Consider the following 15109-nt stretch of genomic DNA (forward strand, 5'->3'; position numbering starts at 1 on the left):
GGATATCATCATGTCTTCAACTCGTATGCCAGCATTGTTTTTGGGCCACGGTAGCCCGATGAATGTTCTGGAAGATAACGTTTATACCCGTGCCTGGCAGCAACTGGGGGAAACGTTGCCTCGCCCGAAAGCCATTGTGGTGGTCTCGGCACACTGGTTCACTCGTGGGACAGGTGTGACGGCGATGGAAGCGCCTAAAACGATCCACGATTTTGGCGGTTTTCCGCAGGCGCTGTATGACACCCATTACCCGGCTCCAGGCTCACCTGAACTGGCGCAGCATCTGGTTGACCTGTTGGCTCCGGTGCCTGTTACCTTAGACAAAGAGGCGTGGGGTTTTGACCATGGTTCATGGGGCGTGCTGATCAAGATGTACCCGAACGCGGATATCCCGATGGTGCAGTTGAGTGTCGACAGCACTAAACCTGCGGCCTGGCATTTTGAAATAGGCCGCAAGCTGGCAGCGTTGCGCGATGAAGGCATTATGCTGGTGGCCAGTGGCAACGTGGTGCATAACCTGCGTACAGTACGCTGGCACGGTGAGAATACACCCTACCCGTGGGCGACCTCGTTCAATGATTATGTGAAAGCCAACCTGACCTGGCAGGGACCGGTTGAACAGCATCCGCTGGTGAATTATCTCGAGCATGAATGCGGATCGTTGTCGAACCCGACGCCGGATCACTTCCTGCCGCTGCTGTATGTTTTAGGCGCATGGGATGGTAAAGAACCTGTAACAATCCCGGTCGATGGCATTGAAATGGGTAGCCTGAGTATGTTGTCAGTTCAGGTGGGATAAATACGTAGGCCCGGTAAGCGTGAGCGCCACCGGGCACAACAGATTTATTCGACAAAAATATGCGGATAGAAGCGTGAGAGATCCTGGGTGATCAACGCTCTGTCTTCACGAATGCCGATCCCGGCGGGTTGATCGTTAATCAGCCAGCTGCCGATCAGCATGTAGCTGTCGCCAAACTTCGGCAACTGATGGAACTGCTGCACGATCATGCCTTCTTCACCGTATGGCCCTTCCACTGCTTCGATCGTTTTACCGTTCTCAATGATGGAAACGTTAGCCCCTTCACGCGAGAAGATCGGCTTCACGACAAACTTATCCATCTGCGGATAGTCGTCTTCGGCGAAATATGCTGGTAGCAGATTCGGATGATCCGGGAACATTTCCCACAGTAGCGGCAACAGTGCTTTGTTGGAGATAATGCTCTTCCAGGCCGGTTCCAGCCAGCGAACGCCAGCGTCTTCCAGCTTGGTGGAGAACATTTCACGCAGCATAAACTCCCACGGATAGAGCTTGAACAGGTTGGCAATGACCTGATCCTGCAGATCCGTGAACTGACCTTTTTCACCGAGCCCGATATCTTCGACATAGAGAAATTCAGTGGCAATTTCAGCCTCAGCCGCGCAATCCTGCAAATACTGGATCGTTCCGCGATCTTCGACCGTATCGCGACAGCAGGTCAGGTGCAGCAGCTGAAAACCGTACTGCTCGCGCAGCTCAGTGAAACGTTCGATCAGCTTTTCCTGCAGGCTGTTGAACTGATCGCTACCTTCCGGCAGGTTACCCGCATTGAGCTGATCTTCCAGCCAGATCCACTGGAAAAAGGCAGCTTCATACAATGAGGTTGGCGTATCGGCGTTGTTTTCTAACAGCTTAGGCTCGCCCGTGCCGTCCCACGCCAGATCGAGACGGGAATAAAGCGACGGCTGCTGTGTCTGCCAGGACTGGCGGACAAAACCCCAGGTATGCTTCGGAATACGAAACTTAGTCATTAGCTCGTCGCTGGCGATGACCCGCTCCACCACTTTGAGGCACATCTGATGCAGCTCAGCGGTGACGTCTTCCAGCTTTTCGACCTGAGCAAGCGTGAGCTTATAGTACGCATCTTCACACCAGTACGGCTCGCCGTACATGGTGTGAAAGTTGAAACCGTATTCGGTGGCTTTGTCGCGCCAGTCCGGGCGCTCAACAATACTGACTCTTTCCATAGGGATCAGCCACCCATCGAACGTGTCGTGGTGCCGCTGGCGCTACGTTGCATGGTGCTCTGTTTAGCCACCGACTCACCAAATCCGCCGCGCGTAACGGTAGACGTTGTGGCGGGTTTTGGCGCCATCGCGGTTTTCGGAACGGTCATGGTGCGGCCCGGTGTGGCGGCACCGTAGTTTTTACCGCCGGCATCAGTGTATTTGCCATATGCCGGGCTTGCCGGATTTTTCGAGCTGAACAGCGGTTGTTGTGCGCCCATGCCGCCGCCCATCATCCGGCCCATCATGTAACCCGCCATCAGCGGCATCCAGAAGCTGCCACTGCTTTGATTCTGCGCCTGAGCCTGGCCTTCGCCCGTAGGTGCCATTCCTGCCTGGGCAGGTGCCTGCTGGCACTGACCTTCACCGAACTCGGCAATACAGTCTTCGCGCGTGGCGTATTTTGGCGCCGTGCGTTCAGCTTCTTTCAGTGCGTTGTTGAATGCGGTAGTACATTCAGCGCTTTTACCCGGATTCGCCGCAGAGCAGTCGTCCGCATTTTGATAAAGCGAAACTGTTTCGTCACTCTTTTCACAGCCTGCCAGCATAAAAACAGCAGTCACAGCCAGTGCGACAGGAGTCAGATGGCGTGCGCTCCAGCTTTTGCGGAACGACGCGTGATGTATAGATTTTGTCCGTTTCATTTATGTCTTCCAGGACCAGTGGTAAATACTGCTCAGAATAGAGGATGGCTGGTCGAAATTGAAGCGGGAAGAGGCGAGAATGCGGGAGAAGGGGCGGATCTTTACGTTGCCTTACGTTCAGACGGGGCCGAAGCCCCGTCATCAACATCAATTACGGAACGGGTTGTTGCCGTTACTGCTGCTGGTTGTACGTGCTGCTGCCGGTTTGACCGCCGGTGCCGCACTGTTCGCGGTATATCCGTCCGCAGCGGCGTCTTGCTGGGTGTTTTCCGGCGCAACGGCGTCAGGTGCGGTGGAAATAGGTTTGCCCAGCGTATTGTTCAGTGCCACCAGATCCTGCTCGTTCAGCGTACCGAGTGCAGACTTGATGTTTAACTGGTTGATCAGATAGGTATAACGCGCATTTGCCAACTGCTGCTTAGCGTTGTACAGCGTGGTGGTGGCATCCAACACGTCCACGATGGTACGTGTACCGACAGAATAACCCGCTTCCATCGCGTCAAGGGAGCTTTGCGCAGAGACGACGGCCTGTTTGTACGCATTGATGCTACTGATAGACGCATTAATGTTGTTGAATGACGAACGAACGGTCTGCACTACGCTGCGGTGCGCGCTTTCCAGTTGCTCGCTGGCACCCACAAAGTTGTACTGCGCTTGTTTCACCTGCGAGTTAACCATCCCGCCCTGGTACAGCGGCAGCGAGAAGTTCAGACCAATTTTATTCTGGCCCTGGTTGCTGTCGTCATACTGAGAGGTGTTAGTTTTAGAACCACTGTAAGAGGTATCAGATACCCCGGTAGAGGCGGTTAGGCCCAGCGTCGGCAGATGGCCGTCCTGTGCCAGACGAATTTGCTCACGCGCCAGATCCTGACTTAAACGTGCCTGCAATAACGTCAGGTTACGGTTTTCTGCTTCTTTCAGCAGCGAATTCACCGCCTGCGGTTTGTTGGTTTTAAAACCATCAACATTCAGCGAGGCCAGTTCCGGGTAGTAATTGCCGGTGACCTGACGCAGCTGTTCAACGGCGTTGTCCAGGTTGTTACGCGCGGTAACTTCGTTCGCCAACACGGTATCGTATTGTGAACGGGCGTTCTGTACGTCAGTGATGGCAACCAGGCCAACGTTAAAACGCTGGGTTGTCTGATCTAACTGACGATAGACGGCGTCTTTTTGTGCCTGGGTATAAGAGAGCACGTCAATTGCGTTCAATACGTTAAAATATGCCGTGGCGGTATTCAGGATCAGCGTTTGCTGATCGGTCTGATAGGTCACGTCCTGGATGCCAGCTGATTTTTCTTGCAGCGTCAGGGCACGCCATTTTGACATATCGAACAGAGTCTGAGTCAGGCTTAACGAAGCAGAGGTGGCGTTGGAATTCACGCCGTTTGAATCACGGTAGCCATTGCTGTAGGTGTAATCGGCACCTAAACCCAGTTGCGGCAGTAAAGGGCTACGCGCTTCGTTAATTTTTTCGAATGCAGCATCGCGATCGGCGGCGGATTTACGTAATTCCGGGTTGCTCAGGCGTGCTTGCTGATAAACCTGCATCAGGTTTTCTGCCTGGCTCAGAGTGCTGAACCCCGACAGGCTCAGGCCGATAAGGATGGGGAGCAATTTCTTCATTTGCATTCCTTGTTGTGAAGCAGTATTTAGCGCTGATCAAATTGTAAAAATAATTGCTGATTCTAGCAGAATCCGCCACTTCAAAAAGTTGGCGTTACGTGCCATACGGCGTTAATTTGCATCAATTTAACACAAGGGCGCTCAAACAGCAGTCAAACGACCTTGAAATTCACACTTTAATCACTATTGGTACCAGGACAGTACAATGCGTAAACCAGACAACTTACCAATGACATTCACTAAAAATGATGTAGAAATTATTGCACGAGAAACACTATACCGCGGTTTTTTTTCACTGGATCTTTATCGCTTCCGTCATCGCCTGTTTAACGGTGGTATGAGCGGTGAAGTAAAGCGTGAAATTTTTGAGCGCGGACACGCGGCAGTCTTGCTACCCTTTGACCCTGAGCGGGATGAAGTTGTGCTGGTTGAACAGATCCGTATCGCGGCCTATGACACCAGCGAAACGCCGTATCTGCTGGAAATGGTAGCCGGAATGATCGAAGAAGGCGAAACCGTTGAAGATGTAGCCCGCCGTGAAGCAATGGAAGAAGCCGGACTGGATGTGAAGCGGACTAAGCCCGTGCTGAGCTATCTGGCAAGCCCGGGCGGCACCAGTGAGCGCCTGTCCATTTTGGTAGGTGAAGTGGACGCTTCGACCGCAAATGGTATCCACGGTCTGGCGGATGAAAACGAAGATATTCGTGTTCATGTGGTGAGTCGGGAACAGGCTTATCAATGGGTAGAAGAGGGGATAATCGACAACGCGGCTTCTGTCATCGCCTTGCAATGGTTACAGCTGCACTATCAAGAGTTAAAAACTGAGTGGAAAAAATGAAGCGTTACACACCTGACTTCCCTGAAATGATGCGCCTGTGCGAAACCAATTTTTCGCAGTTGCGCCGCCTGTTGCCACGCAATGATGCAGCCGGTGAAACAGTGAGCTATCAGGTTGCAAACGCACAATATCGATTAACGATTGTTGAATCGACCCGATACACTACGCTTGTCGCGATCGAACAGACGGCACCAGCGGTTACCTACTGGAGCCTGCCGTCGCTGACTGTGCGCCTGTATCATGATGCGAGGGTGGCTGAAGTGTGTTCAAGTCAGCAGATCTTTCGCTTCAAAGCGCGGTATGATTATCCAAATAAAAAGTTGCATCAACGCGACGAAAAGCATCAAATTAATCAGTTTTTGGCCGACTGGTTACGGTACTGTTTAGCACATGGAGCGATGGCGATTCCGGTTTATTAGCGTCGTGAAACCTAAGGACACCATTTGGAAAGCCTGTTAACCCTTCCTTTGGCTGGTGAGGCCAGAGTCAGGATCTTACAAATTACAGACACTCACCTGTTTGCCGAAAAGCATGAAACCTTGCTGGGTGTGAACACCTGGGATAGCTACCAGTGCGTACTGGATGCAATACATGCAGAGTCGCCAGAGTACGATCTCATCGTTGCGACTGGGGATTTGGCACAGGATCAATCCGCTGCGGCTTATCAGCATTTTGCTGAGGGCATCGCAAGTTTTCGTGCGCCCTGCGTTTGGTTACCCGGTAATCACGATTTTCAGCCAGCGATGTACAGCGCGCTTCAGGATGCGGGTATTTCCCCCGCCAAACGTATCTTCATCGGTGAACAGTGGCAAATTTTGTTGCTGGACAGTCAGGTTTTTGGCGTTCCTCACGGTGAGTTAAGCGAATTTCAGCTTGAGTGGCTGGAGCGTAAACTTGCCGATGCGCCTGAGCGTAATACTTTGCTGCTTCTGCATCATCATCCTTTGCCTGCGGGCTGCAGTTGGCTCGATCAACACAGCCTGCGTAATGCGGCGGAGCTCGACAACGTGCTGGTGAACTATCCGCGCGTGAAGTATCTGCTCTGTGGGCATATTCACCAGGAGCTGGATCTCGACTGGAACGGCCGCCGACTGCTGGCGACGCCATCAACGTGCGTGCAATTTAAGCCGCATTGCGCCAACTTCACGTTAGATACGATAAGCCCCGGCTGGCGTACGCTGGAACTCTTTGCAGACGGTACGTTGCAGACCCAGGTGTGTCGTCTACAGGGAAATCGGTTCCACCCTGATACCGCTTCAGAAGGCTACTGATGTCTACGCTTCTCTATCTTCATGGATTCAATAGTTCTCCTCGTTCGGCGAAGGCGTGTCTGCTAAAAAACTGGCTGGCGGAGCACCATCCGCACGTTGAGATGATTGTACCGCAGTTACCTCCGTATCCAGCTCAGGCGGCAGAGATGCTGGAGTCAATTATCCTTGAGCATGGCGGCGAGTCGCTGGGAATTGTCGGCTCCTCATTAGGAGGCTATTACGCCACCTGGCTGTCGCAATGTTTTATGCTGCCAGCAGTGGTCGTTAACCCTGCCGTGCGGCCTTACGAACTGCTGGTCGACTATCTCGGTCAAAACGAGAACCCCTACACGGGACAGCAATATGTGCTAGAGTCACGCCATATTTACGATCTTAAAGTCATGCAGATTGACCCGCTGGAAGCGCCGGATTTGATTTGGCTGCTTCAACAAACGGGCGATGAAGTGTTGGACTACCGCCAGGCGGTGGCGTATTACGCCTCCTGCCGTCAGACAGTTATTGAGGGCGGAAACCACGCATTCACGGGCTTCGAAGATTATTTCAACCCGATTGTCGATTTCCTTGGACTGCACAGTTTCTGACGATCAATTCGAATTGCTAATTTAAACCATGACGCAAACTTATAACGCTGATGCCATTGAGGTACTCACTGGGCTTGAGCCGGTACGCCGTCGCCCTGGGATGTACACTGACACGACCCGTCCTAACCATCTTGGACAGGAAGTGATTGATAACAGTGTGGATGAAGCACTGGCTGGCCACGCGAAACGCGTGGATGTGATCTTACATGCCGATCAATCGCTGGAAGTCATTGACGACGGACGCGGCATGCCGGTGGATATTCACCCAGAAGAAGGCGTTCCGGCGGTCGAGCTGATCCTCTGTCGCCTGCATGCAGGCGGTAAGTTTTCTAATAAGAACTACCAGTTTTCCGGTGGTCTGCACGGGGTCGGTATCTCCGTGGTCAACGCGCTTTCAAAACGTGTAGAAGTGAACGTGCGTCGCGATGGTCAGGTGTACAACATCGCGTTTGAAAACGGTGACAAAGTGCAGGATCTGCAGGTGGTCGGTACTTGCGGTAAACGCAATACCGGAACCAGCGTGCACTTCTGGCCGGATGAAACCTTCTTTGACAGCCCACGTTTCTCTGTTTCTCGCTTAACGCACGTACTGAAAGCGAAAGCGGTACTGTGCCCGGGCGTAGAAATCACCTTTAAAGATGAAGTTAACAATAGCGAGCAGCGCTGGTGCTACCAGGACGGTCTGAATGACTACCTGAGCGAAGCCGTAAACGGCCTGCCAACGCTGCCGGAAAAACCGTTTATCGGTAACTTCAGTGGTGAGACTGAGACTGTAGACTGGGCGTTACTGTGGCTGCCGGAAGGCGGTGAATTACTGACCGAAAGTTATGTCAACCTGATCCCTACTATGCAGGGCGGTACGCATGTTAACGGCCTGCGTCAGGGACTGCTGGACGCGATGCGCGAGTTCTGCGAGTACCGTAATATTCTGCCGCGTGGTGTGAAGCTGTCAGCAGAAGATATCTGGGATCGTTGCGCCTATGTGCTGTCGGTAAAAATGCAGGATCCACAGTTTGCCGGACAGACCAAAGAGCGTCTTTCTTCACGTCAGTGTGCGGCATTCGTTTCTGGCGTAGTGAAAGATGCCTTTAGCCTGTGGCTGAACCAGAACGTGCAGTCCGCCGAGCAGCTGGCGGAAATGGCTATTTCCAGCGCCCAGCGCCGTCTGCGTGCGGCGAAAAAAGTGGTACGCAAAAAGCTGACCAGCGGTCCGGCGCTACCGGGGAAACTGGCGGACTGTACCGCACAGGATCTCAATCGCACCGAATTGTTCCTCGTCGAAGGTGACTCGGCGGGCGGATCGGCCAAGCAGGCGCGCGATCGTGAATTCCAGGCGATCATGCCGCTGAAAGGGAAGATCCTCAATACCTGGGAAGTCTCTTCTGATGAAGTGCTGGCTTCGCAGGAGGTTCACGATATTTCGGTGGCGATCGGTATCGATCCGGACAGCGATGATCTGAGCCAACTGCGCTATGGCAAGATCTGTATTCTGGCGGATGCGGACTCCGATGGTCTGCACATCGCGACGCTGCTGTGCGCGCTGTTTGTGAAACACTTCCGTACGCTGGTGAAACACGGTCACGTCTATGTGGCGCTGCCTCCGTTGTACCGTATCGATCTCGGCAAAGAAGTGTATTACGCACTGACAGAAGAAGAAAAAGCGGGCGTGCTGGAGCAGTTAAAGCGCAAGAAAGGGAAACCGAACGTACAACGCTTTAAAGGTCTGGGTGAAATGAACCCGATGCAACTACGTGAAACGACGCTGGATCCTAATACGCGTCGTCTGGTGCAGCTCATCATTGATGATGAGGACGATCAGCGTACGAATGCGGTGATGGATATGCTGCTGGCCAAGAAACGTTCAGAGGATCGTCGTAACTGGTTGCAGGAGAAAGGTGACCTGGCGGATCTCGAAGGCTAAGGATTATGAGTATGTAGGCCGGATAAGGCGGTTAATACCGCCATCCGGCAAGGTCATCATGCCCGATGGCGCTGCGCTTATCTGGCCCGGCGGCCATGACGATAGCTTAAATACCCGACTCCAGAATACGAATATTCATGTCCAGCACGTCACCTTTAACGGCTTCGCTGTAGGCTTTCATATGCGGGGTCTGCAAATGCGCTTCAAGATGCGCGATGCTTTCCCACTGTTCAACCATCACGATTGAGTCTGGTGCTGTGGTCTGAAAACTTACACCCGCAGCATGATCCACCATCGGCGCATAGCCGTGGCAGCCTTCTTCCTTCAGTACGGTCGGAACGATTTTAGCAAACTGATCCAGCACCGCCTGGCGGTGATGTTGACCTGGACGTGTACGGATTTCTGCAATAACAGTAAGCATGATTAACTCCTTCTAATTCCAGGTGACTAGTTAACCAAAAATCTCGGTCAGATGCTTGCGATATTCTGCGATATAACGCGGAACATCTGGCATTTTAATCACGTCATTGGTGATAAACGTCGGCAGCGCTTCCATTCCCAGGAACTGATTTGCTTTATGGAACGGCAGATACACGCCATCAACTCCAACACCATGGAAGAATTGGTCTTTTTCAGTGAAGGCTTCCATTGGCGCGTTCCAGGTCAGGGACAGCATGTATTTTTTGCCCTGAATCAGCCCGCCGGAACCGTATTTTTTAGAGGCATCTGAACGTGTACGACCATCGCTGGCATACAGCGTACCGTGACCTTCGGTAAACACATCATCGATGTATTTTTTCACCGTCCACGGTGCACCCATCCACCAGCCCGGCATTTGCCAGATAACCACATCAGCCCAGACGAAGTTCTGCACTTCAGTTTTAATGTCGTAATCGCCATCTGCACGCACGATTTTAACATCATGCCCGAGGTCGCGCAGGAGGCCATCCGCGACCTCGGTCAGGGTGTCGTTTAACTGACCGTTAGAGTGAGCGAATTTTTTCGCACCATTGATAATCAGAATGTTGCTCATTTTGTGTCCTCAAGGAAATGCGTTTGAGGACGATTTTACCCCCACGGGCGGTGCGGTGAAATTAGCAAAATGTGCAAAGTCTTTTGCATTATTAGCAATAATGCGGTCTTTACCAGCTGATTTTGGCCTCAAACCCACCTTCCGGGGCATTACCAAACGAGGCAGACATCCCGTGTAAGGTCGCTATACGACGAACGATCGACAGGCCCAGACCACTGCCGGTAACGCTTTGTCCCGGCGGACGATAAAAGCGTTCACCAATGTGCGTCAGGACTTCCGGTGCAACGCCCGGACCGTTATCGTTGACGCTAAAATAGCGGGAGTTAAGCGTCACCTCTACAATGCTACCCTGCGGGCTATAGCGAATCGCATTATCGAGCAGATTCCGCACCATCAGGCTGAGTAACAATGGTTGTCCCATGCGCGTGATATCGTGGGCGTTAATCTGTAAACGAACATCAATATGTGCCTGTTGCGCCGGGTGATAGATATCCATTACTGCGGATTGCAGTAGTTCTTCCAGCGAGATATCAGCCACGTCCTGAAGGTTGTCGAGGGAGTCGAGTCGTGACAGCGTCAGCAACTGATCCACCAGCCGCGTAGCGCGTTCGATCCCCGCGTGTAGCTGCACCAGCGCTTTTTCCCGTGTTTGCGGATCATCATCTGATAGCTGAACCACTTCTGTTTGCACTCGCAGCGCAGTTAATGGGCTGCGTAGCTCATGGGCAGCGTCAGAAGTAAAGCGCCGTTCGCGTACCATCATGGAATGTGTACGGATAAAAAGCTGATTGAGCGATTCGACCAGTGGACGCACTTCGCTTGGTACGCCTTTGGGGTCGAGGGGGTCTTCTGATTCGGGTGAGCGCCAGCGCAGGGCCTGGGCCAGTTTTTTCAACGGCCTGAGTTCACGACTGAGCATAACCACCAGGATCAGCAGCATCAGCGGGAGAGCAACCAGCCACGGGGTGAGTTGGGCGCTTACTATCGCCAACGCCATGTCTTCCCGATATTCCCACTCCTGACCAACGACTATACGGTATTTGCCATCCGCAGAATTCAGCCACAGAAACCGCCACGAGTCATTGTCACCGTTAAGTTGGCCGTTACTAAAGCCTTCCCGGCTGTAGCTGTAGGGAATGTCCCGACCGTTGTCGCCATCGTGCAGCACCATTTTCCCATCGGTGGAATAGATAGCAAACGCCAGCGCATCGTCGTCAATATGGCCGTGCTTCAGCTTCTTTGGCGTACCGGCCATATTGTGTGAAGCAGTAACGTCGCTGATATCCAGTGTGCTTAGCCGTTTGGCGAACAGCATTAACTGAGTATCAAACAGTTCATCCACATTGTCAGTTGTCTGCTTCCAGGCCACGAAACTGGAGATAGCCCAGGTTATAGAGGCCAGAAAAAGAAAAATAAGCGTTAGTCTGACGCGCAGGCTGAGGCGTTGTGTGAGTTTCATGCGTCACCCAGGGTGTAGCCAATACCATGTACCGTGCGGATAAAGTCGCTGCCGAGCTTACGGCGTAAGTGGTGGACGTGCACTTCAACGGCGTTGCTGGAGACGTTTTCGTCCCAGTTATACAGTTTTTCTTCGATCAGTTTGCGGGGCAGCACGCGGCCTTTATTACGCATCAGTAGTTCCAGTAGGGCGAACTCTTTGGGTTTGAGTGACAAAGGTTCACCTGCGACTGTCGCGACCAGTGCACCGGGATCAAGCGAGACCTGACCATGGCTCAGAATGTTACTGGCCTGGCCGCTGGCGCGGCGTACCAATGCTTCCAGTCTGGCGGCAACCTCGATGAGTGCAAAGGGTTTGCACAGATAGTCATCCGCGCCCAGGCGCAGGCCTTCAACGCGTTCTGTCAGCGCATCCCGAGCCGTCAGAATCAGCACAGGCTCTTGCTTACCTTTTGCCCGCCATTCGCGCAGGATATCGCGCCCGTCGATACCCGGCAGGGTCAGGTCAAGGATTACCGCATCATAAGGGGCGCTGTACAGCGCTTCTTTTCCCTGACGACCTTCGGTAAACCAGTCGATGCTGAAACCCATTTTACTCAGACCTGTTTTAAGGCCATCGCCAATCAACGTGTCATCTTCGATCAGTAAAATACGCATATGTTCTTCCCTGCGATAACGCTCTTTGCCGACAGTAAACCTTGCGACAACAGTCTCTGTACAGCAAAAAAAGTATCTTTTTTTGTCTTAAGAACTTGTTAAGGATTAACTTATTAAATAGTCGTAAACCAACATGAAAGGGAGACATGACGATGAAAAAATTAGCTGCAATGGTTGCCGTAATGGCACTGTGTTCCGCACCTGTTTTTGCCGCACAGCAGGGCGGCTTCTCTGGACCTACGACGACGACGCAAAGTCAAAATGGCGGGTTTACTGGCCCGAACGGTAGCAGCACGACGGTAGAAAGCGCCAAATCACTGCGTGATGACACCTGGGTCACGTTACGCGGGAATATCGTTGAACGTATTTCTGACGATCTGTACCTGTTTAAGGATGCCACTGGCACGGTTAATGTGGATATCGATCATAAACGCTGGAACGGCGTAACCGTCGGCCCGCAGGATACGGTTGAAATTCAGGGTGAAGTGGATAAAGACTGGAACTCCGTTGAAATCGACGTGAAACAGATTACCAAAGTTGCTAAGTAATCCCCATCAGGGCCGCATTCGCGGCCCTTTTCTTTGTGACTCAACACGCCAGATAGGGTAGTATCTGCGGCAATATTGCCCTTCAATAGACGGGTATAAGTTGAGGAACCACGATTAATGAGCGATATGGCAGAGCGCCTTGCGCTGCATGAATTCACGGAAAACGCCTATCTGAACTACTCCATGTACGTCATCATGGACAGGGCGTTGCCGTTTATTGGTGATGGTCTGAAACCTGTTCAGCGTCGCATCGTTTACGCGATGTCCGAACTGGGGCTGAACGCCAGCGCCAAGTTTAAAAAATCAGCCCGTACTGTCGGTGACGTGCTGGGTAAATACCATCCGCACGGCGACAGCGCCTGCTATGAGGCGATGGTGCTGATGGCCCAGCCCTTCTCTTACCGTTATCCGCTGGTTGACGGGCAGGGGAACTGGGGGGCACCGGACGATCCGAAATCCTTTGCCGCGATGCGTTACACGGAATCCCGTCTGTCGAAATATGCGGAAGTCCTGCTGGGTGAACTTGGTCAGGGAACGTCGGATTGGGTGCCAAACTTCGACGGCACCATGCAGGAGCCGAAAATGCTGCCTGCGCGTCTGCCGAATATTCTGCTGAACGGTACGACCGGTATTGCTGTGGGAATGGCGACGGATATTCCACCGCATAACCTGCGTGAAGTGGCCAAAGCGGCAATTACGCTGATTGAACAGCCGAAAACGACGTTGGATCAGCTGCTGGATATCGTACAGGGGCCGGATTACCCGACCGAAGCAGAGATCATTACTTCGCGTGCGGAGATTCGTAAGATATACGAAAACGGACGCGGTTCCGTACGCATGCGTGCGGTATGGACGAAAGAAGACGGCGCGGTGGTGATTTCCGCGCTGCCGCACCAGGTCTCCGGCGCAAAGGTGCTGGAGCAGATTGCGGCTCAAATGCGCAATAAAAAGCTGCCAATGGTAGACGATCTGCGCGATGAATCGGATCACGAAAACCCGACTCGTCTGGTGATTGTCCCGCGGTCGAATCGCGTGGATATGGAACAGGTGATGAACCATCTGTTTGCCACTACCGATCTGGAAAAAAGCTATCGCATTAACCTGAACATGATTGGCCTCGACGGTCGTCCGGCAGTTAAAAACCTACTGGAGATCCTCACCGAGTGGCTGACGTTCCGTCGTGATACCGTGCGCCGTCGCCTGAACTATCGCCTGGAGAAAGTCCTCAAGCGCCTGCACATTCTTGAAGGTTTACTGATAGCGTTCCTCAATATTGACGAAGTCATTGAAATTATTCGTCATGAAGATGAGCCTAAACCCGAGCTGATGTCGCGGTTTGGTATTTCAGAAACCCAGGCGGAAGCCATTCTTGAGCTGAAATTACGTCACCTTGCCAAACTGGAAGAGATGAAAATCCGCGGTGAGCAGGACGAACTGGCTAAAGAGCGCGATCAACTGCAGGGCATTCTGGCCTCTGAACGCAAAATGAGTAACCTGCTGAAGAAAGAACTGCAGGCTGATGCGGATGCCTATGGCGACGATCGCCGTTCTCCATTGCAGGAGCGTGAAGAAGCGAAGGCGATGAGCGAGCACGACATGTTGCCGTCTGAGCCAGTGACCATTGTGCTGTCCCAGAGTGGCTGGGTGCGAAGTGCGAAAGGCCACGATATAGACGCTCCGGGCTTAAGCTATAAAGCGGGTGATAGCTTTAAATCGGCGGTGAAAGGAAAGAGTAACCAGCCGGTCGTCTTCGTTGACTCAACCGGGCGTAGCTATGCTATCGACCCGATTACGCTGCCGTCGGCACGGGGTCAGGGGGAGCCGTTGACCGGTAAGCTCACGCTGCCACCGGGCGCGACCGTTGAGCATATGCTGATGGAAGGCGACGATCAGAAACTGCTTATGGCCTCTGATGCCGGTTACGGTTTTGTCTGCACCTTCAATGACCTCGTCGCGCGTAATCGTGCGGGCAAGGCATTGATTACGCTGCCTGAAAACGCGCATGTTATGCCGCCGGTGGTGATTGAAGATGAAACCGATATGCTGCTGGCTATTACCCATGCGGGCCGCATGTTGATGTTCCCGGTGAGCGATTTGCCGCAGTTGTCGAAAGGCAAAGGGAACAAGATCATCAACATTCCTTCTGCGGAAGCGGCGAAAGGCGAAGATGGTCTGGCACAACTCTACGTGCTGCCGCCGCAAAGCACGCTGACCATCCACGTCGGGAAACGCAAAATTAAACTGCGTCCTGAAGAGCTGCAGAAGGTAACCGGCGAGCGTGGTCGTCGCGGTACGCTCATGCGCGGTCTGCAACGCATCGACCGTGTTGAGATTGACTCGCCCCGACGTTCCAGTCACGGCGACAGCGAAGAATAACGCCAGCGTCTGGCTCTCCCTGTTTTCACACGGGGAGAGCTTGTTTTAAAAAATCCCGTGAAACCGTTGTTTATTCGTGCGTTGCGATTAACAATACGCTTTTCCAGAGAGCCGCT

General features: G+C 52.9%; 15 protein-coding genes. 8 read left to right on the forward strand and 7 right to left on the reverse strand.

The annotated features are described in order from the left end of the window. Positions 1 to 10 precede the first annotated feature (10 nt). Entirely contained in the window at positions 11 to 799 is a 789-nt protein-coding gene (gene ygiD, locus OGX95_RS11355) for a 4,5-DOPA-extradiol-dioxygenase (RefSeq protein WP_286629483.1), read from the forward strand. 44 nt (positions 800 to 843) lie between these two features. Here ygiD and OGX95_RS11360 read toward each other — a convergent pair whose 3' ends face one another. The 3 genes from OGX95_RS11360 to tolC form a co-directional block, all read right to left on the reverse strand. Beyond that, positions 844 to 2004, reverse strand: a complete 1161-nt coding sequence (locus tag OGX95_RS11360) for a glutathionylspermidine synthase family protein (RefSeq protein WP_286629484.1) — start codon at positions 2002 to 2004, stop codon at positions 844 to 846. A 5-nt stretch (positions 2005 to 2009) separates the two neighbouring features. Next, on the reverse strand, positions 2010 to 2687 hold the full coding sequence (locus OGX95_RS11365; RefSeq protein ID WP_016154521.1) for a DUF1190 family protein: 678 nt from the start codon (positions 2685 to 2687) through the stop codon (positions 2010 to 2012). Between the two features lie 147 nt (positions 2688 to 2834). Beyond that, positions 2835 to 4316 carry an outer membrane channel protein TolC gene (tolC, locus tag OGX95_RS11370; RefSeq protein WP_286629485.1) on the reverse strand — a complete coding sequence of 494 codons (1482 nt, stop codon included), beginning with the start codon at positions 4314 to 4316 and terminating at the stop codon, positions 2835 to 2837. A 199-nt stretch (positions 4317 to 4515) separates the two neighbouring features. Between tolC and nudF the strand changes: the two genes are divergently transcribed. From nudF to parE, 5 genes are read left to right on the forward strand one after another with little or no spacing between them, the layout of a single operon-like run. After that, positions 4516 to 5148 carry an ADP-ribose diphosphatase gene (nudF, locus tag OGX95_RS11375; RefSeq protein ID WP_040233966.1) on the forward strand — a complete coding sequence of 211 codons (633 nt, stop codon included), beginning with the start codon at positions 4516 to 4518 and terminating at the stop codon, positions 5146 to 5148. Continuing rightward, positions 5145 to 5567 carry a DUF1249 family protein gene (locus OGX95_RS11380; protein ID WP_005123087.1) on the forward strand — a complete coding sequence of 141 codons (423 nt, stop codon included), beginning with the start codon at positions 5145 to 5147 and terminating at the stop codon, positions 5565 to 5567. Before nudF ends, OGX95_RS11380 begins: the two co-directional genes overlap by 4 nt. 24 nt (positions 5568 to 5591) lie before the next feature. Further along, positions 5592 to 6419: a 3',5'-cyclic-AMP phosphodiesterase gene (gene cpdA, locus OGX95_RS11385; protein WP_271442239.1), complete on the forward strand. Its 828-nt coding sequence runs from the start codon at positions 5592 to 5594 to the stop codon at positions 6417 to 6419. Then, on the forward strand, positions 6419 to 7000 hold the full coding sequence (gene yqiA / locus OGX95_RS11390; RefSeq protein WP_003024575.1) for an esterase YqiA: 582 nt from the start codon (positions 6419 to 6421) through the stop codon (positions 6998 to 7000). Before cpdA ends, yqiA begins: the two co-directional genes overlap by 1 nt. Before the next feature lie 28 nt (positions 7001 to 7028). After that, on the forward strand, positions 7029 to 8921 hold the full coding sequence (gene parE, locus OGX95_RS11395; protein ID WP_271454301.1) for a DNA topoisomerase IV subunit B: 1893 nt from the start codon (positions 7029 to 7031) through the stop codon (positions 8919 to 8921). A 106-nt stretch (positions 8922 to 9027) separates the two neighbouring features. Here the strand turns inward: parE and OGX95_RS11400 are convergent, their stop codons facing one another. The 4 genes from OGX95_RS11400 to qseB all read right to left on the reverse strand — a co-directional run bounded on the left by OGX95_RS11400 (position 9028) and on the right by qseB (position 12069). Beyond that, entirely contained in the window at positions 9028 to 9342 is a 315-nt protein-coding gene (locus tag OGX95_RS11400) for a putative quinol monooxygenase (protein WP_003024557.1), read from the reverse strand. 30 nt (positions 9343 to 9372) lie between these two features. Beyond that, on the reverse strand, positions 9373 to 9954 hold the full coding sequence (locus tag OGX95_RS11405; RefSeq protein WP_271442236.1) for an NAD(P)H-dependent oxidoreductase: 582 nt from the start codon (positions 9952 to 9954) through the stop codon (positions 9373 to 9375). 109 nt (positions 9955 to 10063) lie between these two features. After that, positions 10064 to 11413 (reverse strand): quorum sensing histidine kinase QseC, encoded by a 1350-nt coding sequence (gene qseC, locus OGX95_RS11410; RefSeq protein ID WP_286629486.1) that lies wholly within the window; start codon positions 11411 to 11413, stop codon positions 10064 to 10066. Further along, entirely contained in the window at positions 11410 to 12069 is a 660-nt protein-coding gene (gene qseB / locus OGX95_RS11415; protein ID WP_137382562.1) for a quorum sensing response regulator transcription factor QseB, read from the reverse strand. Before qseB ends, qseC begins: the two co-directional genes overlap by 4 nt. 152 nt (positions 12070 to 12221) lie before the next feature. Between qseB and OGX95_RS11420 the strand changes: the two genes are divergently transcribed. Together OGX95_RS11420 and parC are read left to right on the forward strand one after the other, a co-directional pair. Next, entirely contained in the window at positions 12222 to 12617 is a 396-nt protein-coding gene (locus OGX95_RS11420) for a YgiW/YdeI family stress tolerance OB fold protein (protein WP_286629487.1), read from the forward strand. Positions 12618 to 12734: 117 nt separating this feature from the next. After that, a complete protein-coding gene (gene parC, locus OGX95_RS11425; RefSeq protein WP_286629488.1) occupies positions 12735 to 14993 on the forward strand; it encodes a DNA topoisomerase IV subunit A in 2259 nt (752 codons plus the stop codon). Positions 14994 to 15109 lie beyond the last annotated feature (116 nt).

The sequence above is a fragment of the Citrobacter sp. Cu233 genome, assembly GCF_030332225.1.
Classification (GTDB): domain Bacteria; phylum Pseudomonadota; class Gammaproteobacteria; order Enterobacterales; family Enterobacteriaceae; genus Citrobacter.

Coding starts and splice junctions, on each gene's coding strand:
- ygiD (WP_286629483.1), top strand. CDS start 11: ATGTCTTCAACTCGTATGCCAGCATTGTTTTTGGGCCACGGTAGCCCG.
- OGX95_RS11360 (WP_286629484.1), bottom strand. CDS start 2,004: ATGGAAAGAGTCAGTATTGTTGAGCGCCCGGACTGGCGCGACAAAGCC.
- OGX95_RS11365 (WP_016154521.1), bottom strand. CDS start 2,687: ATGAAACGGACAAAATCTATACATCACGCGTCGTTCCGCAAAAGCTGG.
- tolC (WP_286629485.1), bottom strand. CDS start 4,316: ATGCAAATGAAGAAATTGCTCCCCATCCTTATCGGCCTGAGCCTGTCG.
- nudF (WP_040233966.1), top strand. CDS start 4,516: ATGCGTAAACCAGACAACTTACCAATGACATTCACTAAAAATGATGTA.
- OGX95_RS11380 (WP_005123087.1), top strand. CDS start 5,145: ATGAAGCGTTACACACCTGACTTCCCTGAAATGATGCGCCTGTGCGAA.
- yqiA (WP_003024575.1), top strand. CDS start 6,419: ATGTCTACGCTTCTCTATCTTCATGGATTCAATAGTTCTCCTCGTTCG.
- parE (WP_271454301.1), top strand. CDS start 7,029: ATGACGCAAACTTATAACGCTGATGCCATTGAGGTACTCACTGGGCTT.
- OGX95_RS11400 (WP_003024557.1), bottom strand. CDS start 9,342: ATGCTTACTGTTATTGCAGAAATCCGTACACGTCCAGGTCAACATCAC.
- OGX95_RS11405 (WP_271442236.1), bottom strand. CDS start 9,954: ATGAGCAACATTCTGATTATCAATGGTGCGAAAAAATTCGCTCACTCT.
- qseC (WP_286629486.1), bottom strand. CDS start 11,413: ATGAAACTCACACAACGCCTCAGCCTGCGCGTCAGACTAACGCTTATT.
- qseB (WP_137382562.1), bottom strand. CDS start 12,069: ATGCGTATTTTACTGATCGAAGATGACACGTTGATTGGCGATGGCCTT.
- OGX95_RS11420 (WP_286629487.1), top strand. CDS start 12,222: ATGAAAAAATTAGCTGCAATGGTTGCCGTAATGGCACTGTGTTCCGCA.
- parC (WP_286629488.1), top strand. CDS start 12,735: ATGAGCGATATGGCAGAGCGCCTTGCGCTGCATGAATTCACGGAAAAC.